Consider the following 20,891-nt stretch of genomic DNA (forward strand, 5'->3'; position numbering starts at 1 on the left):
ATTATACCCTCCTCATAACACATTCGACAATCGTTTTTCCGATCTCACCCAGGGGTACAATTCGGTCAGCCAGACCGGCATCCACCAAGGACCTGGGCATACCATAAACCACACAAGTTTCCTCTGCCTCAGCGATGGCAAACCCCTCCAACTTCTTAAGCTCCTTCATGCCCTTCGTACCATCACTGCCCATTCCGGTCATAACGACCCCCAAGGTCCCTTTTCCGACTTCCTTCCCTAAAGAAAGGAACATCACATCCACTGAAGGGTGATAAAGGGTCGGTATGGGAGCTTCATCCCCGATATGCAGAACCAATTGACCGGATCTGCGCTGAACCTGAAGCTGTTTACCAGCCGGGGCCACATAGACAGTTCCCGCTTTCAGGGCTTCGCCATGGACACCTTCCCGAACAGTAAGTGCGCACAGCCCATTCAATCGTTGAGCGAGCGGACCCGTAAACCCTGGGGGCATGTGCTGGGCAACCAGCACCGGAACCGGAAAATTTCCCGGAAGAGCAGGCAAAACGGTCTGAAGTGCGGTCGGCCCTCCCGTCGAGGTACCGATAGCCACAATTTCAACGGCATGTTTGGGCAGCAAACCTGTCTTAGCGGCACTTATGGACCGCGGGCTGAGTCCCGGACTTTTAAGTGACGTTGAGGTCTGTGCCGTCGGCTTTGAGATACCGGAATGAACTGTTCCACCCGCCGCTATAGAAGGAGCCTTAGCAGCAGGGGCCCCAGGGGAAGGAACTATAATCGGAGGAACTGTTGCAGAAGGGGCCGGAGCGGGCGCAATCTGCGGAGAAAACGGTGATCCCTGAGGCTTTAGCCGAGCCGGATTGACGAGCCCGGCGGCTTTAACTTTCTCAATCAGATCACGGGAAAACGCCTGCAGATCTGCTCCGGGCTTTCCTGACGCTTTAGCGACAACATCAACAGCTCCCAAATCAAGCGCTTTCAGCGTGGATTGTGCGCCTTCCGTCGTCACAGCACTCAAGATGATCACTGAGGTAGGCTGCCAGCGCATGATTTCATCCAAGGCCTGAAGCCCATCCATGACAGGCATCTCAACATCCATGGTTACCACGTCCGGACGGAGAGACTGAAGTTTCAAAATCCCTTCGCGTCCGTCTTTCGCCGTATCCAAAACCTTTATACCCGGATCCGAATTGAGGATTTTCTGAAGAGTTAAACGCATGAACGGGGAATCATCGACGATCAGGACTCCGATCTGACCTCTATGCGCCGACAACATTACTCGTCTCTCCGCCCATGATGTGATCGAGATCCAAGAGGATAAGCAGGCGTTCCCCTATTTTCCCTACTCCGCGTATGAACTGTGAATCCATGCCTAAGGCGATCGGCGGAGGCGGTTCTATTGCTTCAGTGTCAATACGCAAGACTTCAGTTACGGCATCCACTCGGACCCCGAAAACTTTAGTTTGAACTTGTAATACGACAATCCGGCTAAGGTCAGTTTCTTCCACAGGAGTCATGCCAAAACGAGCCCGCAAACTAATCACCGGAATGACATTCCCTCTCAGATTAATAACACCCTCAATATAAGTCTCAGCTTTAGGAACCCGGGTAATTGGCGGAATACGGATAATCTCCTGAACACGCATAATATCTACACCAAATTCTTCAGAACCTAAGCTAAAGGTTACTAATTGTTCTTCAGCCATTAAAAAACCCCCTTTTATTCGATGCCCGATGTTTGAGGCTCACTTATTTTAAGTTTCTGTTAAACTTATTTAAAGTTTCTGTTATGAATATTCGATATGTTAGATATGAGGGATTGTGATTGTTCTATACTTTGCGGGTGACCAAAACGTCTTGAATCAAAGACCCTATATCAAGTATCAGTGTGACTTTGCCATCTCCGAGAATGGTTGCGCCGGCAATTCCGGGGAGATTATTGAGAAAATCCCCCAAGGATTTGATCACTACTTCTTGTTGTCCGCGCAGTTCATCCACGATCAGCCCCAATGCTTTATCCCCGAAACCTACCACGACGACGTAAACCTCACTGCTTTCGGTTTCCGGGGTGGGAAGATCGAACTTTTCCTGCAGAGATATGAGGGGTAAGGTATTTCCCCGCAATTGAACCATTGGCAGTCCGCCCACAGTCTTAATATCCTTTCGATCAACCAAAAGAGTCTCCAAAACAGAAGAAAGCGGAACAGCATAAATCTCTTGTCCTACTTCAACAAGAAGGGCTTGAATAATCGCCAAGGTTAAGGGCAAACGAATAGTAAAGGTGCTTCCTTTTCCCCTGCGGGTTGTAATATCTACCATCCCGCCAAGATTATTGAGGGCTTTTTTTACAACATCCATCCCGACACCGCGGCCGGAAATATCCGTGACTACGTTTGCAGTGCTAAAGCCCGGTAGAAAAATGAGATTCGCCATATCCCGTTCAGAGAGTTCCTCCCGCTCGCCAATCAGGCCTTTGGAAACTGCAATCCGGCGGATTTTATCGAGATCCAGCCCTCCCCCATCATCCGAGATAAGAATCGCTATATGGTTCCCTTCATGGTAAGCATTCAAAGTAATCGTTCCAACCTCAGCCTTACCCGCCGCCCGGCGATCTTCAGGCGATTCGATGCCATGATCCACTGAATTGCGAATGAGATGCATTAAGGGATCCCCGATGACTTCAACTACGGTCTTATCCAGTTCTGTATCTTCACCTTTTAAGACCAGGTCAATTTCCTTGCCGGTTTTTTTGGCCAGATCACGGACTAAACGCGGGAACCGATTAAAAACGGTTCCGATCGCTACCATCCGTAAGCGCATAACACTCTCCTGGAGGTCATTCATTAATCGTCCCAGGTAAACATTAGCTTCATTTAAATTGTTCACCATATTGTCCGTACTGTATTGGGCCTTCAAATCCAGACCGATTTGCACCAAACGGGTGCGGGTAATGACCATTTCCCCGACAAGATTAATCAGATTATCCATCCGGCCCGTATCTACGCGAATTGTATGTACTTGAGTATTACCTTCCACACCGGCAGACTCAACTTTTGGTTCGGCAGCAGTTTTCGGAGCCGTCAGGGGTTTAACTGCTTTCTGTTCAGACACGACATTTAGCTTAGCAGTATTAAGGGCCATCCCTAGTTCCGCATCAGACGCAACAGGTTTTGACATATCCTCAGCAGTGTTGTCTTCGGTCTCTAAATTCGGGTAAGGGTGTGCGACGACTTCCACTATCTCTGAAATCTCCAATAGCTCTCTCTGAATTTCTTCCCGGGGTTCATCACAGAGCACGAGCAGGAAAAATTCCTCTGCACTGCCAACTTCCAGTTCCTCGATACTCGGCAAAAGCTTAATCACAGAGCCCATTCCCTCAAGCCGCTGAGTTGCCATGACGGCACGAACAGCCTTCATAAGCGTATTAGACCCAAGTTTCACATCGACCTGATAAACTCCGCGCCCTAAACTCTGAGCATCGCTCACTTTTTCCGATTCAGAGGGTGTCAGGGCAAAGTTGACCGGAACAAAGTCCGCAGCTTCTTTAGTATCTTCCTGAACGTTCTGAGCAAGCACCGGTTCTATTGGCTTTTCTCCATTCAATAAATCCCGCATCGAGGAAGCCAAATCTTCAAACTCAACCCTTATCTCCTGTCGCTGCTCCACTTGAGCCAACATCGCTTTCACCCGGTCTGTCACAGCCAATAATATATCGATCATTTCCAACGAAACATCCATTTTTCCTTGACGCAAATGGTCTAACAAATCTTCAGCAGCATGAGTCAGGGCAACGATTGGCGTGAACCCCATTGTCCCGGATGCTCCCTTTAAACTGTGGGCTGAGCGAAAAAGATCGTTAATGAGTCCGATATTTTCTCCCTCTTTCTCAAGTTGTAAGAGCCCAGCTCCAAGCTTTTCAATCTGTTCCTGGGAATCCAAGAGATAAAACTCTATAAATTCTCCTAGATCAACCCCCATATTCTGGTTATCATCCTGACTCACACCTCGCCACCCCTATCTTTTTGATACATTACCAACTATTTCGCAAGCTAAACCTGCCCATTAGGACACAGTCTTTATTTATACAATTTAGATGTTATTCGCCATACTTTTTAGAATTCCTCCAAAGAAAGTATATAAACAATTTCATTTGTTTCTCTATTATCTTAGCATCAAGTCAGAAAAACGTATACTATTAATCCGACAAAAAGCTCAGACAAATTATGCTAAAATAGCAAGATTCACTAATTTACATCATGATTCTTTCTGTGACAACCTTAACATTATGCACTAACACTAACAAATAGTCGGTTTCTCACAAACTGCTAGGACCTTCGGGTAAAAAAATAAACAGGGGGCAAAAAATTTGCTTCCTGTTTTGAACTTTATTTTGTAGTTTAGTCTACTAAAACGTATGTTATGCTTAAACCAGTTCATCAAAAAGCAGACCGGCCATCTGGCTGAAAGACTCCAGTAATTCCAAAGCCTTTTGTGATGGAATTTCATGTAAAACTTCGCCGCTTTGTTGATCAACAATCCTAACTGTAAGACGCTGGGTACTTTCATGGATGCTAAACTCGTAGCGTTTATTAATGATTCCCATCAGACGGTTAAGCTTTTCCGTAGCTTTTTCTATTTCCTCACGGGGTATTTCTTCACGGGCAGAAGGGATTTCTTTCTTTCGGTCTACAACCTGGCGAGGAGTGTCTTGGGATCGTTCAAGCTTTTGCCCGGAAAAGGCATCCATCGGAATCATGGTGGTCTGAGTATTCGGTTGAATAGGATTGATCAAACTAAATCCCCCCGTTAAATCATACCAATTATCGTTTCCTATTCATCTGGCTGACAGCCGTAGTGCTCACTGCACCGTAGGCTTCGGAAATCTGATGTTGCCGCTTGCTGTTACCCATTCGAATCTGCATTGCCCGAATAATAGCTTGGCTGTCACGCTGGATTTCACTGAGCATACTCCGACCTTCCGGTGAGGCTATAAAGCCATTATCAGGCGTTTGTTCAATAAGGATCTGCAGCTGTTCCCGCTGATTCAGCAAATTATAAAAGAGTTCCATGTCCTGTTTAGATAAGAATTTCATCATCTCTTTGGTCAGGAACCGATAATCCAGCCACAAGGCCTGAGCAGTTCTTTCAGTCATTACCTGCCAACCGCCCGGGACATATGAGTCTTTTTCATGGCTTCAGCCCAAGTATCCCGTAGTTCAGTCAACATACCTTTTGCCTGCTGCAGCAGGCTCACATCTTTTTTGATGTTGCCTTGGATGAGGCAGTACTCCGTATATTCATAAAGCTGCGCCCAAGTTTTCGACATCTCATAACTCATATCCAGCGTGCGTACAAATTCAGTTACAATCTCCTGCACGCGCAGATTTGCTTTATGGGATTTTGGCATATCCCCCTGTTCCATCGCCAGGATACTTTCCGTCAGAAATCGTATAGCCCCGTTATAAAGCAATAGGGTTAATTGTTCCGGTGACGACGTCATAATCTGCTGATTCTTATAAGCGTTTGCCATTGCTGGATTCATCATAATCCCCCCAATTATTCCTGTAATATGGTCTTTAAGAATTGTTTCCAAACGTTGCCAACCAACCGCTTTGGGCACTTAACTGCTGTAAAGCCACCTCCATGGCATTAAACTGCTTATAATAGGCCGTTTGCATACTTTCAAATCTGTGTTCTTGAGTGCTGATCTGTTTAGCATAATCGCTGATCTTCTTAGCATAATTACTCTCGGTATCGTACTGTGCCTTGGACGTAGTTCCGGCTATCTCATTCAACTGATCCATAGTAATCTTAATAACGTCATACAACCGCCCGGCAATCCCTTGAGATTTGCTATCGATTGTACCGTCAGGGTTCGTCGCCCCCGAGGCACCGAATAATTGAGTCAATACATCAGGTTCAGTCTCGAGCGCCTTCCGTAATTTGTCGGTATTTAAATAGAGCTTGCCGCCTTCGGTGTAATCCGGGCCGGTGGTTATACCGATTGCGGCGGCAATGTTATAGTCGCCGCTCACTCCGGAAACAACACTGTTAAAGGCATTACGCATGGCATTTAACAGGCTTGTCAGGGTGGAATCGTTATGAAGCATACCGCTTTTGGCCTTTGTCTCCCAAGCGGTAATTTCTGTTTCCTTCAATTCCTTCTTCTGGGCCTCCGTAAGCGGGGGGAAATCTTTATAACGGGTTTCTTTGACTTTGTTGTTCAGAGATTCCATAATTTTATTATAAGCATCAACTAAAGCTTGCATGCCATCCACAGCTTTTTCGATATCATTTGCCACAGTGATATTAGTGGCTTGCCCAACGTTAGGATTCATAACACCCGGCGACAGCATTTCCGCATCTTGGGAGACAGCGGTAAGATTATAGGTGACCCCGGAAATATTAAATGTATTTTCAGATTGGCTCAGCGGCACCCCGTCTAACTTAAAGACTGCATCCAGCCCGGCTTGATGCAATTTTAAGGTGTTAGCCAGAAAACTTGTTCCCGCCGCATCACTGCCGGCAAAATTAAGATTTTCTCCATTGGCGGACTTCAAAGTTACCTTGCCCGTGGTCTCATCATAAGAAGCGTCCACTCCCGGAACGGCCCTGATTTTAGCTAACATGCTCTCCAAGGTGTCATTAGCGGGATCAATCACTACGGCTGTAGGTGAATCTGCGCCATTGGCAATGTTCAAGGTGAAAGAGTCTGCGGACTCCAGCTCGGCAAACTGACTTTTCAATACCGCAGCATTATCTAAGGGAATATAAACGCTGCTCCTGCTGGTCGTTACTTTTCCCACATTAAACGTTGCCGGCATATTCAGCTGACTAAACAAATCCTTAGCACTTTGATCACTATCCTCGATGGAAAGAGTGCCATTCTGCGTCGGATTAATGCCAAACTGTCCCGTTGTAGGATCAAACCAGGCCTCGGCATTGCCGCTTTCAAAAATTTTGCTTATCACATCCTGCAAAGTATCGGTAATTTTTATAATAATGTCCTGAGTCGTACCCGTAGCAGAATTGGCCAGCCTGAGCGTAGAGTCTGTTAGACCCTTAAATTGAGTGGCAAGGGGTTTATTAAAGTCTACCTGCACCGTGGAGTGAATACTTCCGCTGCTGGACAGGCTCGAGCCACCGGCCAGCACAGAAACGGGCAGTTTCAACTTATCCGTTAGAAAGGTCATTCCCGCGGTATTGCTCCCCGCAAAACTAATATCGGCCGCCGCGCCGGAATTGTTCGTCGTAAGAAAGATACGATCCAAAGTTGCATCATAATTAGCGGTTATATTCAGGCCGGCCTTGTTAATCTGACTGACAAAATCGTTGATGCTGCCGGTGGGATCGACGGTCAGGGTAGCTTGAGCCGGCCCGTTGGCGATTGTGATCACCATTTTGGGAATATCCTCCACCGCAGTCCCGGCGTAGAACTGGGAAGCGATTGTAGTCCTATCTACCGCAGTACCCGCTGTTGAAAGGCTGGCGGTACTGGTCAGCTTTACTCCGTCCGCCAACTGGGCAACCACTAAGGAATGGCTCACATTCGCGGCACTCGAATTAGCGGTTGCGGTGGCTACCAACGAGTTACTGGCAGTAACCTTTTTAGGGTTTAAGTTCGCTTGCAGCTTATAGTTAAACACCATATCCCGAAATTTACTGATCTCATCATACACCGTATTGTAGGCGGTCTTTTGCCATTCCGCTACGGTTTTCTTTTGAAACAAGGCATCGCTCTTTATTTGCTGCGCCTGCATTAATTGCTTAACCAGTGAGTCAATATCCATACCCGAACCAGAAAGGCCATATATCCCCCCGAGTCCTTGAACAGCCATGTGCACTCCCTCCCTATTTAAATATCGTTATATTTTTTTATCCAGCAGGATTCCTACATAATCGCGAATTGAGGCTACAGTATCCAGGAATTCGCTGGGTGGAAATTCTTTTAGTACTTTATCGTTTTCTTGATCATAAATTTGCACCATTAGCTGACCGGTTTTTTCGTGGATTTCGAACCGGATATTGGCATCCATGAATGCAAAGATTTTATTTAAGGCATCAATTTTTGGGGTTAGTTTTTGCAGATCTACCAAGGGTTCTTTTGAGTTATCCTCCGTTGCCGGGGTGGACGGGGGTATATCCGCGGCGGCGTCGGCCTTGGGGGTTTGATTAGGTTGAAAAGTGGGATTTGTCTGGGTTAAATTAGCTATACCACTAAAATCAAGGAGGTTTTTTGTTGCGCTGATATCCAAATCAAACACCTCTGAATTTCAATCGTTCTAGTAGTTTTATCGGAAGAAAAGGGCGGGGGCTTTAGGGGAAATAAAAAAAAGGCCGGCTTTTTCGGCCGGCCTTTTCGGGTGTGTGATTATCTGAGGAGCTGCAGTACACCTTGGGGTTGTTGGTTGGCTTGAGCCAGCATAGCTTGAGCGGCTTGAGAAAGGATGTTGTTCTTGGTGAACTCCATCATTTCTTTGGCCATGTCTACGTCGCGAACACGGGACTCAGCTGCGGTGAGGTTTTCACTGGAAGTGCCGAGGTTATTGATGGTGTGTTCGAGGCGGTTTTGGTAGGCACCCAGTTTGGAACGCTCGGCGGAGACGGTTTCAATGGCATCGTTGATAACGCTGATGGCTGCCGTTGCTTTTTTATGGTCGGAAACATCTAAGGCGTATTCGACGTTAGTATTGTCCGTACCGTTGGTAACATTGGTAATAGCGACATAGGACGCTTCTACGCCATTTTTAGCGGTAACTTTGGAACTGGCTTCCTTGCCGCTAACACCGAGGGCTACGGATCTCATGTCGCTTACTTCGATGGTCATGCTTTGGCCGCTGTTGGCACCCACTTGGAAGGAAGCCTGGAAGTTCTCGTTTTTATTAGTACTCGTTTGTGCTGTAGCGGCGATCATGGTTTCTTTACTCGTCTTTTGGGTTAAAGTAATGCGGTTGCTGGTAGCTTCTACATCAAACTTTTCACTGAGAGCAGAATTGGCTGCAATAGCGTTGGCTAAATTTGATGCTTGCTGGGTAGTATCTGCCGAGTAGAGTACAGCTGTGCCTTTGGCTAGTCCGGCATGGTTAACATCGTCAGTTACTTCGATGTTTACACCGCCCACTGCATATCTGCCGCCTACTCCTACTGATTGGTCTACATTAAAGGAATATTTGCCTTGTACGGCATCATTGGTCGGACCGGTAACCATACCGTTAGAAACGGCTGCCCCTGTGGCTTGGGTAGCTTTTTCGCGCAGGGTAATTTTTGCGCCGTCAACGATAGCGTCAAAGCGGGCGTTTAAGTCGCTGTTAGCATTGATTGCTGCAGCCAGGCTGATGGCTTGTTGTTTGGCATCGGTACCGACATTAAACTCACCGCTGGCCGCTTTTGCACCGGAGGCGACGGAGGTAAAGGTTTGACCGCCTATATTAAGGGTGGCTCCCTCTTTTTCAAAAGCGGTACCGATTTCGAAGCTGTATTCGCCGCGGACTTCGGTTATGCCTGCTTGTGCGGTACCAGCATTAATTTCCGCACCCGCTGATTGGACATTTTCTGTGGATGTTATTGTGAAATCGTTGTTTTTAGCGCCGTCCGCTTTTGTCCCGGTGATTTTTATTGCATCGCCTTCCACTTCAAAGGTAAAGTTAGCAAGAGAACCTGTCGAAGGCTGGGCAGCTTTTACAGCGTTAAAGGCATCGACTATGAGTTGGGCCTGTTCAGCTGCGGTATCCCCTAAACCCGAAACAGTAGTATCAATAGCAAGGCTAGCACCTACTTGGTTAACACCGCTAATTCCCTGAGTTGCGCCATCAGCACCTGTGATGTTGATGGTTACACCGGCAAAGGAGATTGTACCGGATTGCCCGTCAGTCAAAGCGGTTAAATCGCCGGAGGCCCATTGGGCTGCAACTGCAGCCACGCTAGTTTTTCCGGTGGTAATGGGGATGGAGGATGAGCCTGCTGTAACCTCTGTAACACCTTCTGTGGTCAACTGGTCATTTTTAGTTGTATTAGCAATACCAACATCTCCGGTAACCGAGACCAACAAGCCATTGTTTGTGTCTCCTTGTGCGGTTGTTCCCGTTATAGTAATTCCTGATCCATCTCCACCAAAGGTAAATCCGGTTAACTCATTAACACCACCATTGTGGTTATCACGGTAGTCTTCTAAAGCCGCAATTACAAGAGCAGCTTGAGCATCATCAGTACTCGCATCATCTGTATCGATAGCTATTGAAATATCCCCGTCACCATTAATTGTATGCGAAGACGTACCCCCTCCGCCTGTAGCAACTACTGAGTCAAAAGTAATAGTTACACCATTAAATTCGAAAGTACCATCCTCACCGGCTGACAATACTGAAAATGCCCCAGTATCCCATTCTGCCGCTACCGCCGTTGCGGGAGCAAGGCTAGCTCCACCCTTAAACGCCCCACTGGCGGCCCCGGCTTGCATAGTGTTCATGGTGATTTCTTTTACTTCCCCGCCACCGTTTAGTAGTTTCTGGGTGTTGAATTCCGTGGTGTTTCCGATACGATTAATCTCAGAAGTTAACTGGTTTATTTCCTTTTGGATTTCATTACGATCAACACCTACGTTGGTGTCGTTGGCTGCCTGGTCTGCCAATTCCCGCATCCGTTGCAGGATGGAATGAGTTTCGTTAAGACCACCCTCGGCAGTTTGAATCATAGAAATACCATCTTGAGAATTACGTGCAGCCTGATCCAAACCACGGATCTGAGCACGCATCTTTTCCGAGATAGCCAGACCGGCAGCATCGTCACCGGCTTTGTTAATACGCAGACCGGATGATAATTTCTCCAACGCCTTACTGGTCTGTGTGCTGTTGCTGCTCAACTGACGATACGTGTTAAGTGCCGCGATGTTGTGACTGATAATCATATTCTTTTCCTCCTTGATTTATACGCCAGGCATCCTTGCCCGTACGTTTAATTGATTGGTAGCAACTGACCCCTTTTACCTACCGGCCGGTCGAGACAAAAGTGTCAGTAGCACCTCACTAATTATATCGGCATTTAAACCATCTTACTTTAGCCCAAAATCACTCTTTTTCGGCGATGCAGCCCATTCGCCTGCTTATTATTTCTATTTTACTTGAGAATCCGTCTATTAGCCTATAATCTTACCAGCGCCCTCGGGCCTTACAGTCTCTCCGCTAGTTTCCAGATCAGCCCGCTTACCTCACTTTTCCCAGGAAGATAATCGTCTGGGTATAGCTCAAATTCGGAATCGATTCCGAATTTGAAATACCATGGTCGGGTTTTTATCCATAAGAGCGGCCCTTGGGCCGCAAAACCGACTGCCATCGGCAGGCTGTGCATTTCCCTCTCTGTTGGGTTTTTAATACTGTGGCGGATCATATAAATCGGTGGTTGTTGAATCCGTGATTTTGATATCTTTTTTCCCGATCAATTCACCGCCGGTGGTGAAAAACATATTTTTGGCAATAATCAGTTCCATAGCGGCTTCAGCTTCCGCGGCGGTTAGGTCTGCCCTTGGCGACGGCAGGGTAAGCGTAAATGTGCTGCCCAGCGTTGTAGCAAAGGTCAGCCGAAGGGTTTTCTGCTGAGTAGTTACCATCCTGATCCCTCCTCTCGTTTATGATTATATTGAATAGGGATCTATTCTTCGATCAGGTCAAAGCGGTTATTTCGGGTAACGAATACCAAGGGATATTCCAGCAAAGCAAATAATGTGGTTGCTGCTTCATAAAGATCCTCATCGGACACGTCCATCTTCAGCCCGGAAAAGGCTTTTTGCCGGAATACCGGGGAGCCGGCGGCAGTCGTACCGGTCTGATAACGGACAACCATCTCGGTTTCTATCCCTGACGAAATAATGGGCATGGATAAATCCTCCCTTATTCTGGGTTTTAATAGGCCAACCCTTGGCCTGTCTTCTTATCTTATGCACCTTGTTCGGCAGGGGTTACCTTTATCTAAGGGTATTTATGACAAAATAAGGACAAGACTGAATGAACTGACTAAGTTAGCCCCGGGGTCCGAAGATTGGCATTGTCAAATGTTTAAAATACAAGTAAAATAAACTAAATCTAGATGATATAGGTGAGACCCGGGCTAGGCTGCGCAGTATAGCTGTTTTTATTATTTGTGGTTTACGGGGTAATTTCTTTTTTTCAAAAATAGCGAGTTGAATAGGAGGTTTTTATCTTGGCTACGGTCGATAAGGAAAATGTTATCGGTGAAAATTGTATTTACTGCGGCTCAACTGTAAACGTCCATGCTTTTTGCAAAATTAAAAAACATGGCAGTGAGGAAAAGAAAGTATGCTATAGCGTTTGTCCAAATTGTGTTGAACATATAGAAAAAAACCTGGAACCGGACGTTCCTTGTGAAACTTGTATTGTGTGTGGCAAAAGTACTGAAGTATATGCCTTTTGTTCAATGGCGCCGCTCCTGGAAGAGGAAGGTTCGGAGAAGGTTTGCCACTGTGTTTGCCCGGATTGTGTAGCAGAACTTCAAGATAAGGTATTTGACTATTACAATGAGGTTCTCAATCAAGGATACACTCCCGTGAAGAATGGATAAAATAGGGCCGTGCCTCATCTAGATTCGATATCTCCGCACCCGATTCATCCACCGCATAATTAAGGGTCTTGGACAGAATAATTCTTTCCAGGACCCTTAGTTATGCCGCCGTTATATTCCCCCGCTGTCACTTCTTTTAAAAGTCCCACATTATCAATTCTATGCTCTTTATACAAGAACTTTAATCAATTTATACTTATTCATCAGTGGTGCAGTCTGAGCGGCATGAAAGTCTGGTAGTATTAAATAAAGAAGTAAGATGCACCATGCTCTTACTTCTTGATATGTAATGCCTTTAATCTATCCAGCTCAGTTAAGTTATTGGCAACGGCTGCTTGCTTATTTTCTGCCGCGATGGCATCGAAAATCTCTCCCCGATAAATCTTGATTTCTTTAGGTGCCTCAATGGTCAGGCGGATGTTATCTCCTTTTATGCTGACCACCGTCACTACGATATTGTCGTTGATGACAATTCGCTCGCCGGCTTTGCGGGTAAGTGCCAACATATCACGTTCCCCCTTTGACTGCTTCTTTAGGCAAGCCGTCAGGAAATAGTTTATGACAGATGGAATAGTCCGGGTTGTCTAAGATAACCTGCCTCCCGGTACGATTGAGTCCATTAATAACGAGAGGGGCCAATAGGTTCACCGTCATATCCGCCAAATTGTCCTTTGAATTAGCGATCAGAAACACCTGAGGCAGATTTTGCTCCGACAAGCCCAATTCCTTAGCAATTTCATCATCCAGATTAAATTCATAACCTCTAAAGAAAGCAAAGGGATCAACTAACAAAAAGGTTAAATTAGCTTCTGTTGCAGACTGGAGGTACGCAAAAGGGCTTTTTTCGTCAAGGGGTATAAAAATAAAGGTCTTTTCCTCAGGAAAGCCCGGGATTCCATGGGGGAATTTGAATAGCAGCTCTTCAGTCACTTCCAATTCTCCGAATCTCGTGGACTTTATATTCATAGTATTGCCTCCTTGGGGGAGCTTATCCATTTCCTACCCCTCTTTCTATACCTTAACATCCACCGTTGATATCTCAACACTAGGATACTGTGTGATCCGAATATCCACACTGCCGGGCTGGTAATCCCCTTGAACAGTGCCGGGGCGGGGGGTGAAATCCACATTTCCTTCCTTGGGACTGAATTGAACAGGATTTGCCTGAAAATGAATCTCCGGTGATGCGATATGGGCATAAGTAATATCCAGAGCTTTCCCAGCAGCGGAACTGGCGGATATGTCAGCGATGGCATTCGTTTTACTCTGGGTCCGAGCCAGTTGATCTCCTTCCTGGGCAATTCGGCCGATAGTTTCCAGAGCAGTCTGCCTGCCCAGTGCCGCATTGTCCCGGACAAAGTCAGCGATATTCTTGAGCCCTATGGAATAACGGCAGGGAGTCTGGTCGATTGTCAGTTCCCCTTGGGGCTGGCGGATCTCTACTGTCGCCGGCGTCGTCTCAATTTGCACCTCAGGCCGGGTGGTCTGGAGGTTCAACTTAGCATTATTAATGGTGTAATCCGCCCGAAAGGGCTGGGTAGAAATATTGATTCGGAGCATAGAAGTGTCTCCCTTCCAATCAGACACTATTATCTAAGAAAATCCACTAAAGACATGGGCATAATCCTGGCACCGACTTGAAGTGCTGTTTTATAGACATTTTCAGCATTTTTATAATCAATGATACCCATGGCAATATCTATAGAGTCATTCTCGGCTTGATCCCCCGCAATAATTGTATAGTTATCTTCCAACATACCTTTAGCCATCTCGTACATCGACATGCGGGTTCCTAATTCAGTGTGGGACTGCAGCATTTTGGTATGACCATCCTCGATATTAGCCAGGCCGGTCTTGGAAAGCCATTCCTGATCTTCCTTTGTTCCGGATTTCAGGTGATTTTTTATATCGATAAGGTCCTTTAAAATTTTAAGATCAGGCCCAAAAACGTCCTCTCCCGTGCGGTTCACGCTATCCTGAGACGAATTTGCGATTCCCGGGTGAATGGGCATGGAAATCTTTTGATTATCACCATTATAAGTAATAGTATCTCCATTACGGATAAATGGCGTGGACTTATCATTCTGTCCGGCAAAGATATAGCGCCCCCCCAGCTGGGAGTTGCCAATATTGATCATCTGGTTAATCAGATTGTCAACGGCATCCCCAATCGTTTGGACGGCAGATTCAGGATTCGTACCGTTGCTGGCCTGGGTAACCTGCTCCTTGATACTGATCATAATGGCGCTTAAGTCTTGCATATGATCATCTGAAGTCGTCATCCAACTTAGCGCATCCTGGGCATTCTGGGCATATTGTTTGTTTAACTCCAAACTGGTACTAAAACGCAAACTTCGGACTACTTTAATAGGATCATCCGAAGGGGAATGCAGTGCTCTGCCGTCCGCCAGTTGTCCCTGTATCTTATTAGCCTTTTCCAGAGATTTGTTAAGGCTGCTCAAAAAGTTGTATATCATTGTATTATTAGTGATTCTCATTGGTTACCTCCTATCGTCCCACTATGCCGGTCCCATTAATCAATTTATCCAGCATTTCATCCATGGCCGTCAAGACCCTGGCCGATGCATTATAGGCCTTTTGGAATCGGATCATGTCCGTCATTTCTTCATCCATATTCACACCGGAGACAGACGCCCTAAGGTTAATCAGATGGTCAATTACGGTTTGCTGATTAATGTTCAGGCGCTGGGCATCTTGGGATTGGATTCCTAAAGTACCAATCATCGAGGTATAAAACGCATCCAGGGAAATACCGCCCAGGACGAGTGAAGTATCTGTTTTCAGACAGTTGCCAAGCAATAGGGCATTATCCCCACTGGCGTTGTTGCCGGCTGACAAGGTAAAGTTGTAAGTATTGCCCACAGCCGGAGTAGTCAGGGCGGCGGTATCTATGTTAACCGTCAGGCCTTTTATGGTCAAAGAATATGGGCTTGACCCGGTCCCAGCCGGATACCAAGTAGTTCCGCCGTCGATGGAGTAAGTGATGCCGTCGACATCCGAGCCATCAACCGAATCGACCTTGACCATTACAGCTGTCGGAGTAGTCCCTCCATTATAAATACCCGTAGTTGATACCGCTGGAACCCCATCGCCGGTATTCTCCGCACCCGCTGTAACCGCAATTTCATTCAGCGCGGTTTTAGCGGCGATAATTGCCAGCCCGCCGGCCGAAGCCGTGATGTCCGGATTTACCGTTAGGGCGTTAATCCACTGACCATTGGTCAGTGCGTCTGCACCCGAATAATCCTTATCAATGACAGCTCCAAAGCTATCGCCAAAGAAATTGCGCCCCGAGACATTGTCCGTACCAAAGCCGGCCTTGTGTACTTCATTAAAGTCCTGCAGCAAGAACTGGCTGACCTTGTCCAGGTTTGTCATATAAGCGAAAATCCCCGTTGATGATGAATCCCGTGAGTCAAGCAATGACTTAACTTCGCCGTTCGTGAAATCCACGGGTTTCGAACCTATGGCAGTGGTCACTTTCGTCACTTCATACCCAAAGGTTGGGTCAAGGGTCGTCTCGGTACTCAACTCGGTATGGCCGGAGTTATCTACTAAAGTTATTAAACTCCCCGGCTCTCCTGTCTTGATTATATATTTTCCCGCACTATCTTCCTGTACTGTAATATTAATAAACTTCGATAATTGATCAACCAGCAAATCCCTGGAGTCACGCAAATCATTGGCGTGGTCATTCCCCCCGAACTCCGTGAAGGCGATTTGCTGATTAAGTGTATTAATACTCGAAGTAATTTGATTAATATTTCTAACGTCCAAAGCAATCGAGGAGTTAATGTTTTCGACCGTGTCCTTTAGCTGCCGGGCAGCATGCTCAATTGCATTCACGACGGCTACTCCCCGTTGGGCTACTGCGGTACGGGCTCCCGAGTCGGAAGCATTTGTGGCGAGTGTCTGCAAAGATGTCCAGAATTGGTTAAGTACTGTCTGAACACCCGTATCTGAAGGTTCACTAAAGATATCTTCTATTCTGATTAATGACTCGCTGCTTGTTTGACTATAGCCTAAGGTCGATGATTCCTGCCACAATTGCCGATCCGTAAAGGCATCCCTTGCTCTTATTATGGAACTTACAGTAACCCCGGCACCTGCCTGATTCAGGCCGCGGCTGCCATAGACTTCTCCTGTCGGTGTCAGGGTAGCCATATTGACTCTCTGCCGGGAATAACCTTCCGTACCGGCATTCGCAATATTATGCCCGACAGTATTCAGTGCAGCCTGCTGAGTATATAAGCTGCGGGACAATATATTTAAACCACCAAAAGTGGAACTCATATCTTAAATCCTCCAATCCATCAGATGCCGTTTTTTATTATCCTCACTTTCTTTCTGGCCCGGATATGTATAAGTGTTGCTCGCTTGGTGCGTCAACAGACCTACTGTAAAATCGACAATCTTCATGGCCTGTTGCAGAAGCTGGGAGTTGGTCTTATGAATCTCTTGTAACTGGCCGACAACCTGATCGAGGTCACGGCTAACCTCAACCAAAGCGGGATAATGATCGGCCAATTCCGCCAGAGTGAGATCTTCGGGCTGTTTCCCAAGCTCATGTCCGATTTCTTCAGCCCACAAGAGGCGTTCCTTTTCCAGGCGGTTGACGTTTATAATAAACGCTTCTTCCTGAGTTGTTGTTGCTTCAATCTCTTGAAGATTATTTTCAACCAAGGCCAGACGTTTGTGTCTTTCAAGGATTAGGAGTTCGTTGTAAAGCTGAACCTGTTGTCTCAAATTTTGATTTAACTGCTGAAAGGCTTCAGACACGGATATCTCCCCCCTCTGAGATGGATGGATTATGGTTCTTTAATCGTTCTGACATACCGTAAATAACTTATCGGCTATCCTTTGTGCGTCTACTTTAAACTCTCCCCGTTGGATCTGTTCAGTGAGGGCATTTACCTTTTCCTCACGGACAGACGATATCTCTTTGGCTTTCTGCAGTAAAGCCTGATAAACTTGTGCTTTATCCGAAACGGCTATCTTATCTGCTCCGGAAATTGCCGTTTTCTTCTCTGCTTGTTTCAAACGACTGGACGCCTGAACGCTCCCCAGAGGAGACATAGATGTCCCATCTATTTTCATATCGCTCACTCCAAAATCATAGTCTTATTCTCTATATCGAAGATAACTCATTAAAACTAAAGAGAAACTTTTCGTCTTTGGGGGGTGACTATTCAGGGACATGCCATTGCTTGCCGGAGACTAGTAACCCATGACCCGGATCGAATAAACAATCTATAAAATCAAAGTAGACCTAGCTGACTAGGTCCGTACTTGATGGGGAATACTACCAACTTCTTGGTCTGTCATGACTAATATCTAAACGTTTATAATGCTTATCCCACGTAACCACATCCTCGGGGGGTTGGCTTTTGCATGTGCCGCAATATAAGCATCCACAAAATCTGCCTTTTTAACGGAAAAATCAAGAAGTGCCTGCTGTACAACAAGTTTTTCCTCAGTTTCAACGCCAATTGCATTGGTGAATTTTAACAAAGCATCTGAGATGTCTGTTGGATGTGCTTCGTAAAAAGACTCTAATACCCAACAACACTCGGCCACAACTATGGCAGACAAGCGCAAAACTAACTCACCCGTTTCAACTTTTTGAATCATATCTTCAGCCTCTCTTGCCAACTCTTTGGGATCACCTGTAATAATTCAGATGATTACATTAGTGTCTAACCAAAGCTTCCTCGCCAACTATCCTTCCTCCCCATCCTGTAACTCTTGTTGCGCCATCTTCTCATACGCTTCTTTCCTGATTTCATCAACTGGTTTAAATGACTTATGTGTTTTTAGAATACCAAATAGTTCCGTAATACGTTGGCTCTTAACCGCTTCAACCTTAACTTCACCGTTTTTTTCAGCAATAAAGGTCAAGTGATCTCCCTCACCAATACCTAGTTTTTTTCGAATTTCTATAGGGATAACTATTTGCCCACGGCTGGATATTCTGCTCGTAGCCTTTACTACACCGGGTGCTTGATCGTCGGAAAAATTATTTATACTCATTTATTAACCCTCTTACTTATTCATCTTTCATTCTTACTTTTACCATAATCTTACCTATCTCTGTTGTCAAATATTATCATTGTTCTTATTAGTACTTCTCATGGGATCATAAGCTATTAATCCCTGAAACCTGCAGTATAGGGTTTCAGGGATTATTCTATGTTCCGCATCCAATCCTATAACCTTGGTTAAACCGGAATCTCTTCGGTTATAGATAATCACTCTAGTCTTTCCCCACCTAAAAGCAAGCCACAAGCTATAACGATTATAAAATTTAACATATACTTTACAAACTATTATTATTATTTTAATGTACATTCTGCCCCAAATGTTGTAAGATATTTAATATCATATGTGAAATATTTAATATGGGGGGGGAAACATGCGTAAAATCAAGTATAAAATATTATTCGCCTTCCTAATTACATCATCGTTTTTTATAATATTATCTGGCGGATACGGTATCTACAATCTGACCCAACTGAATACAACAGAGGTCTTAAACATTCAAACACTACTAATAGATGATTATAATGCAATGATAAAGAATGAAGTGGAGACAGCTGTAGGGGTAGTGGCGACCTGTTATTCTGCTTATCAAGAAGGTGAAATGACCGAGCAGCAAGCCCAGGACCTGGCTAAAAAAGCGATTAAGAATTTGCGGTATAGTAACGACGGATATTTTTGGATCGATAATACAAACGGTATACTGGTCGCCCATCCTATGCTGCCCGCCCAAGAAGGCAGCAATAGGATCGCTTTGACCGATCCCAATGGAGTCGAATTGATCAAAGAGGTTGTCAGCGCTGCCCGAGATCAAAAAAATAATGGCTATACCACCTATGAGTGGGAAAAACCTGAAGATGTCGGCACGGGAAAATTAACGACCAAAATTGCTTATTCCAAGCTGTTCCCTCAATGGAATTGGGTCATTAGTACAGGTAATTATGTTGACAGTATTGATACTATTGTTGAGAAAAAACAGGCGGAACTAAACAATAACCTCAGGAACAATATCATTGCTGTTGTCACTTTTGTCATTATATCAATCATAGCCTTAAGTATAACGGGGTCAATTTTAGGGAGAAAAATATCCCAACCTATTCACAAACTGGTAAAGGCTTTTGCAAAAGATGAAAACGGGCAGATAAGTTTCCAGACGGTAGAACTGGATTCAAACGACGAAATCGCTATTTTAGCTGGTACTCTTAATGAAATGTCGGCCCAAATCAGAGATTTTATAAACGGTGTTAAAAAGGAATCCGATAACGTTGCCCAATCCGCCAATACGGTTGGAACCCATATGACCTTGTTAAATGAGCAGTTGGAAGGAGTCTCCTCTACCACAGAAGAGATGTCGGCGGGTATGGAGGAAACAGCAGCTTCAACCCAAGAAATGAATGCTTCAGCCATAGAAATTTTGACGGCGGCTGAATCAATAGCATCTAAAGCTCAAGAAGGAGAAGCGGTAGTCAAAGACATCCGACAGCGTGCGCTTTCCTTAAAAGGGGATCTGACTTCAACGATACAAGATAGTACAATTCTCTTAAATCAAGCTAAGGAAAACCTGGACAAAGCCTTGGATGAGTCCAAAGCAGTAACCCAAATCAATCAGTTAGCCGATGCGATTCTCCAAATTGCAAGTGAGACAAATCTATTAGCTCTAAATGCCGCAATCGAAGCCGCAAGAGCTGGTGAAGCGGGCCGTGGTTTCGCTGTCGTGGCCGATGAGATCCGTAAACTCGCCGAGAACTCAAAAGATGCAGTAGGCGAGATCCAGAGCATTATTAAAGTTGTAACCCATTCAGTGGATAATCTGTCAACAAACTCAGCTCAACTATTAGAATTTATGACCACGAATGTCGCAACTAATTATAACCTCATGCTTAACGCTTCAGACGAATATGCCGATAATTCCCAGCAAATGGATGGATTGGTTTCTGATTTTCGCTCAACGGCTGAAGAACTCCAGGAATCTATCAAGGGAATGCTGAAAGTCATCGAGGCCATAGCTTCAGCAACTAATGAAGGCGCCTCAGGAACGACTAACATTGCCCAGAGTACACTATTAGTAACTGAAAAATCAAATGAACTGCTAGGGCAGGCCGCCCTGTCAAACGAATACTCGCAGAATCTATTAAATCTGATCTCTAAGTTTAAGATACAATAATCCGAGTCTAATCCGGGATCTGACCCTCACACAACGGGAAACAACTCCGACTATTTGAGGATATGTCATCGGTTGACGAAGGCTAGTTAACAAGAAGCAGGCCTTGGAGTGAGATATCTCA

22 protein-coding genes are annotated in these 20,891 nt (G+C 45.6%); 2 read left to right on the top strand and 20 right to left on the bottom strand.

Annotated elements, in window-relative coordinates; all coding sequences use genetic code 11:
- Window position 1: 1 nt before the first annotated feature.
- The 11 genes from DESYODRAFT_RS22560 to DESYODRAFT_RS22620 all read right to left on the bottom strand — a co-directional run bounded on the left by DESYODRAFT_RS22560 (window position 2) and on the right by DESYODRAFT_RS22620 (window position 11,847).
- Complete coding sequence (locus tag DESYODRAFT_RS22560) at window positions 2–1,255, bottom strand: protein-glutamate methylesterase/protein-glutamine glutaminase (RefSeq protein ID WP_007786611.1); 1,254 nt, start codon at window positions 1,253–1,255, stop codon at window positions 2–4.
- Window positions 1,239–1,685, bottom strand: coding sequence for a chemotaxis protein CheW (locus DESYODRAFT_RS22565; protein ID WP_007786612.1), 447 nt, complete (start codon window positions 1,683–1,685; stop codon window positions 1,239–1,241). The genes DESYODRAFT_RS22560 and DESYODRAFT_RS22565 overlap by 17 nt, the downstream gene beginning before the upstream one ends.
- 124 nt (window positions 1,686–1,809) lie before the next feature.
- Entirely contained in the window at window positions 1,810–3,981 is a 2,172-nt protein-coding gene (locus DESYODRAFT_RS22570) for a chemotaxis protein CheA (protein ID WP_007786613.1), read from the bottom strand.
- 421 nt (window positions 3,982–4,402) lie between these two features.
- Window positions 4,403–4,771: a flagellar protein FlaG gene (locus DESYODRAFT_RS22575; protein ID WP_007786614.1), complete on the bottom strand. Its 369-nt coding sequence runs from the start codon at window positions 4,769–4,771 to the stop codon at window positions 4,403–4,405.
- Window positions 4,772–4,799: 28 nt separating this feature from the next.
- Entirely contained in the window at window positions 4,800–5,132 is a 333-nt protein-coding gene (locus tag DESYODRAFT_RS22580) for a hypothetical protein (protein WP_007786615.1), read from the bottom strand.
- A complete protein-coding gene (fliS, locus tag DESYODRAFT_RS22585) occupies window positions 5,132–5,524 on the bottom strand; it encodes a flagellar export chaperone FliS (RefSeq protein ID WP_042340020.1) in 393 nt (130 codons plus the stop codon). The genes DESYODRAFT_RS22580 and fliS overlap by 1 nt, the downstream gene beginning before the upstream one ends.
- A 31-nt stretch (window positions 5,525–5,555) precedes the next feature.
- Complete coding sequence (gene fliD / locus DESYODRAFT_RS22590) at window positions 5,556–7,817, bottom strand: flagellar filament capping protein FliD (RefSeq protein ID WP_007786618.1); 2,262 nt, start codon at window positions 7,815–7,817, stop codon at window positions 5,556–5,558.
- 27 nt (window positions 7,818–7,844) lie between these two features.
- Window positions 7,845–8,234 carry a flagellar protein FlaG gene (locus DESYODRAFT_RS22595; RefSeq protein WP_007786620.1) on the bottom strand — a complete coding sequence of 130 codons (390 nt, stop codon included), beginning with the start codon at window positions 8,232–8,234 and terminating at the stop codon, window positions 7,845–7,847.
- Between the two features lie 116 nt (window positions 8,235–8,350).
- Complete coding sequence (locus DESYODRAFT_RS30020) at window positions 8,351–10,882, bottom strand: flagellin N-terminal helical domain-containing protein (RefSeq protein WP_007786622.1); 2,532 nt, start codon at window positions 10,880–10,882, stop codon at window positions 8,351–8,353.
- A gap of 459 nt (window positions 10,883–11,341) precedes the next feature.
- Window positions 11,342–11,581 (bottom strand): DUF2922 domain-containing protein, encoded by a 240-nt coding sequence (locus DESYODRAFT_RS22615; protein WP_007786624.1) that lies wholly within the window; start codon window positions 11,579–11,581, stop codon window positions 11,342–11,344.
- 41 nt (window positions 11,582–11,622) lie between these two features.
- Window positions 11,623–11,847, bottom strand: coding sequence for a DUF1659 domain-containing protein (locus tag DESYODRAFT_RS22620; RefSeq protein WP_007786626.1), 225 nt, complete (start codon window positions 11,845–11,847; stop codon window positions 11,623–11,625).
- Window positions 11,848–12,171: 324 nt separating this feature from the next.
- Between DESYODRAFT_RS22620 and DESYODRAFT_RS22625 the strand changes: the two genes are divergently transcribed.
- The gene (locus DESYODRAFT_RS22625) at window positions 12,172–12,549 is read left to right on the top strand and encodes a hypothetical protein (RefSeq protein ID WP_007786628.1); all 378 of its coding nucleotides are present in this window, start codon (window positions 12,172–12,174) and stop codon (window positions 12,547–12,549) included.
- Between the two features lie 272 nt (window positions 12,550–12,821).
- On the opposite strand, the gene csrA is transcribed toward DESYODRAFT_RS22625, so the two are convergent.
- The 9 genes from csrA to DESYODRAFT_RS22670 all read right to left on the bottom strand — a co-directional run bounded on the left by csrA (window position 12,822) and on the right by DESYODRAFT_RS22670 (window position 18,600).
- Window positions 12,822–13,055, bottom strand: coding sequence for a carbon storage regulator CsrA (gene csrA / locus DESYODRAFT_RS22630; protein WP_007786629.1), 234 nt, complete (start codon window positions 13,053–13,055; stop codon window positions 12,822–12,824).
- Between the two features lies 1 nt (window position 13,056).
- Window positions 13,057–13,515, bottom strand: coding sequence for a flagellar assembly protein FliW (fliW, locus tag DESYODRAFT_RS22635; protein ID WP_042340025.1), 459 nt, complete (start codon window positions 13,513–13,515; stop codon window positions 13,057–13,059).
- 45 nt (window positions 13,516–13,560) lie between these two features.
- Complete coding sequence (locus DESYODRAFT_RS22640; RefSeq protein ID WP_007786633.1) at window positions 13,561–14,109, bottom strand: DUF6470 family protein; 549 nt, start codon at window positions 14,107–14,109, stop codon at window positions 13,561–13,563.
- Window positions 14,110–14,138: 29 nt separating this feature from the next.
- Window positions 14,139–15,047: a flagellar hook-associated protein FlgL gene (gene flgL / locus DESYODRAFT_RS22645; protein WP_007786635.1), complete on the bottom strand. Its 909-nt coding sequence runs from the start codon at window positions 15,045–15,047 to the stop codon at window positions 14,139–14,141.
- A 10-nt stretch (window positions 15,048–15,057) separates the two neighbouring features.
- Window positions 15,058–16,863 carry a flagellar hook-associated protein FlgK gene (gene flgK / locus DESYODRAFT_RS22650; protein WP_007786637.1) on the bottom strand — a complete coding sequence of 602 codons (1,806 nt, stop codon included), beginning with the start codon at window positions 16,861–16,863 and terminating at the stop codon, window positions 15,058–15,060.
- A gap of 3 nt (window positions 16,864–16,866) precedes the next feature.
- Complete coding sequence (locus tag DESYODRAFT_RS22655) at window positions 16,867–17,349, bottom strand: flagellar protein FlgN (protein ID WP_007786639.1); 483 nt, start codon at window positions 17,347–17,349, stop codon at window positions 16,867–16,869.
- Between the two features lie 39 nt (window positions 17,350–17,388).
- Window positions 17,389–17,667 (bottom strand): flagellar biosynthesis anti-sigma factor FlgM, encoded by a 279-nt coding sequence (flgM, locus tag DESYODRAFT_RS22660; protein WP_007786641.1) that lies wholly within the window; start codon window positions 17,665–17,667, stop codon window positions 17,389–17,391.
- Between the two features lie 237 nt (window positions 17,668–17,904).
- Window positions 17,905–18,222, bottom strand: coding sequence for a PIN domain-containing protein (locus DESYODRAFT_RS22665; RefSeq protein WP_207636352.1), 318 nt, complete (start codon window positions 18,220–18,222; stop codon window positions 17,905–17,907).
- A 66-nt stretch (window positions 18,223–18,288) separates the two neighbouring features.
- The gene (locus DESYODRAFT_RS22670; RefSeq protein ID WP_007786644.1) at window positions 18,289–18,600 is read right to left on the bottom strand and encodes an AbrB/MazE/SpoVT family DNA-binding domain-containing protein; all 312 of its coding nucleotides are present in this window, start codon (window positions 18,598–18,600) and stop codon (window positions 18,289–18,291) included.
- Between the two features lie 382 nt (window positions 18,601–18,982).
- Here DESYODRAFT_RS22670 and DESYODRAFT_RS22675 point away from each other — a divergent pair, with 382 nt between their 5' ends.
- Window positions 18,983–20,770, top strand: a complete 1,788-nt coding sequence (locus tag DESYODRAFT_RS22675; protein WP_007786646.1) for a methyl-accepting chemotaxis protein — start codon at window positions 18,983–18,985, stop codon at window positions 20,768–20,770.
- Window positions 20,771–20,891 lie beyond the last annotated feature (121 nt).

This window comes from Desulfosporosinus youngiae DSM 17734, assembly GCF_000244895.1.
Taxonomy (GTDB): Bacteria; Bacillota; Desulfitobacteriia; order Desulfitobacteriales; family Desulfitobacteriaceae; genus Desulfosporosinus; species Desulfosporosinus youngiae.

Coding starts and splice junctions, on each gene's coding strand:
- DESYODRAFT_RS22560 (WP_007786611.1), bottom strand. CDS start 1,255: ATGTTGTCGGCGCATAGAGGTCAGATCGGAGTCCTGATCGTCGATGAT.
- DESYODRAFT_RS22565 (WP_007786612.1), bottom strand. CDS start 1,685: ATGGCTGAAGAACAATTAGTAACCTTTAGCTTAGGTTCTGAAGAATTT.
- DESYODRAFT_RS22580 (WP_007786615.1), bottom strand. CDS start 5,132: ATGACTGAAAGAACTGCTCAGGCCTTGTGGCTGGATTATCGGTTCCTG.
- fliS (WP_042340020.1), bottom strand. CDS start 5,524: ATGATGAATCCAGCAATGGCAAACGCTTATAAGAATCAGCAGATTATG.
- fliD (WP_007786618.1), bottom strand. CDS start 7,817: ATGGCTGTTCAAGGACTCGGGGGGATATATGGCCTTTCTGGTTCGGGT.
- DESYODRAFT_RS30020 (WP_007786622.1), bottom strand. CDS start 10,882: ATGATTATCAGTCACAACATCGCGGCACTTAACACGTATCGTCAGTTG.
- DESYODRAFT_RS22615 (WP_007786624.1), bottom strand. CDS start 11,581: ATGGTAACTACTCAGCAGAAAACCCTTCGGCTGACCTTTGCTACAACG.
- DESYODRAFT_RS22620 (WP_007786626.1), bottom strand. CDS start 11,847: ATGCCCATTATTTCGTCAGGGATAGAAACCGAGATGGTTGTCCGTTAT.
- csrA (WP_007786629.1), bottom strand. CDS start 13,055: ATGTTGGCACTTACCCGCAAAGCCGGCGAGCGAATTGTCATCAACGAC.
- fliW (WP_042340025.1), bottom strand. CDS start 13,515: ATGAATATAAAGTCCACGAGATTCGGAGAATTGGAAGTGACTGAAGAG.
- DESYODRAFT_RS22640 (WP_007786633.1), bottom strand. CDS start 14,109: ATGCTCCGAATCAATATTTCTACCCAGCCCTTTCGGGCGGATTACACC.
- flgL (WP_007786635.1), bottom strand. CDS start 15,047: ATGAGAATCACTAATAATACAATGATATACAACTTTTTGAGCAGCCTT.
- flgK (WP_007786637.1), bottom strand. CDS start 16,863: ATGAGTTCCACTTTTGGTGGTTTAAATATATTGTCCCGCAGCTTATAT.
- flgM (WP_007786641.1), bottom strand. CDS start 17,667: ATGAAAATAGATGGGACATCTATGTCTCCTCTGGGGAGCGTTCAGGCG.
- DESYODRAFT_RS22670 (WP_007786644.1), bottom strand. CDS start 18,600: ATGAGTATAAATAATTTTTCCGACGATCAAGCACCCGGTGTAGTAAAG.
- DESYODRAFT_RS22675 (WP_007786646.1), top strand. CDS start 18,983: ATGCGTAAAATCAAGTATAAAATATTATTCGCCTTCCTAATTACATCA.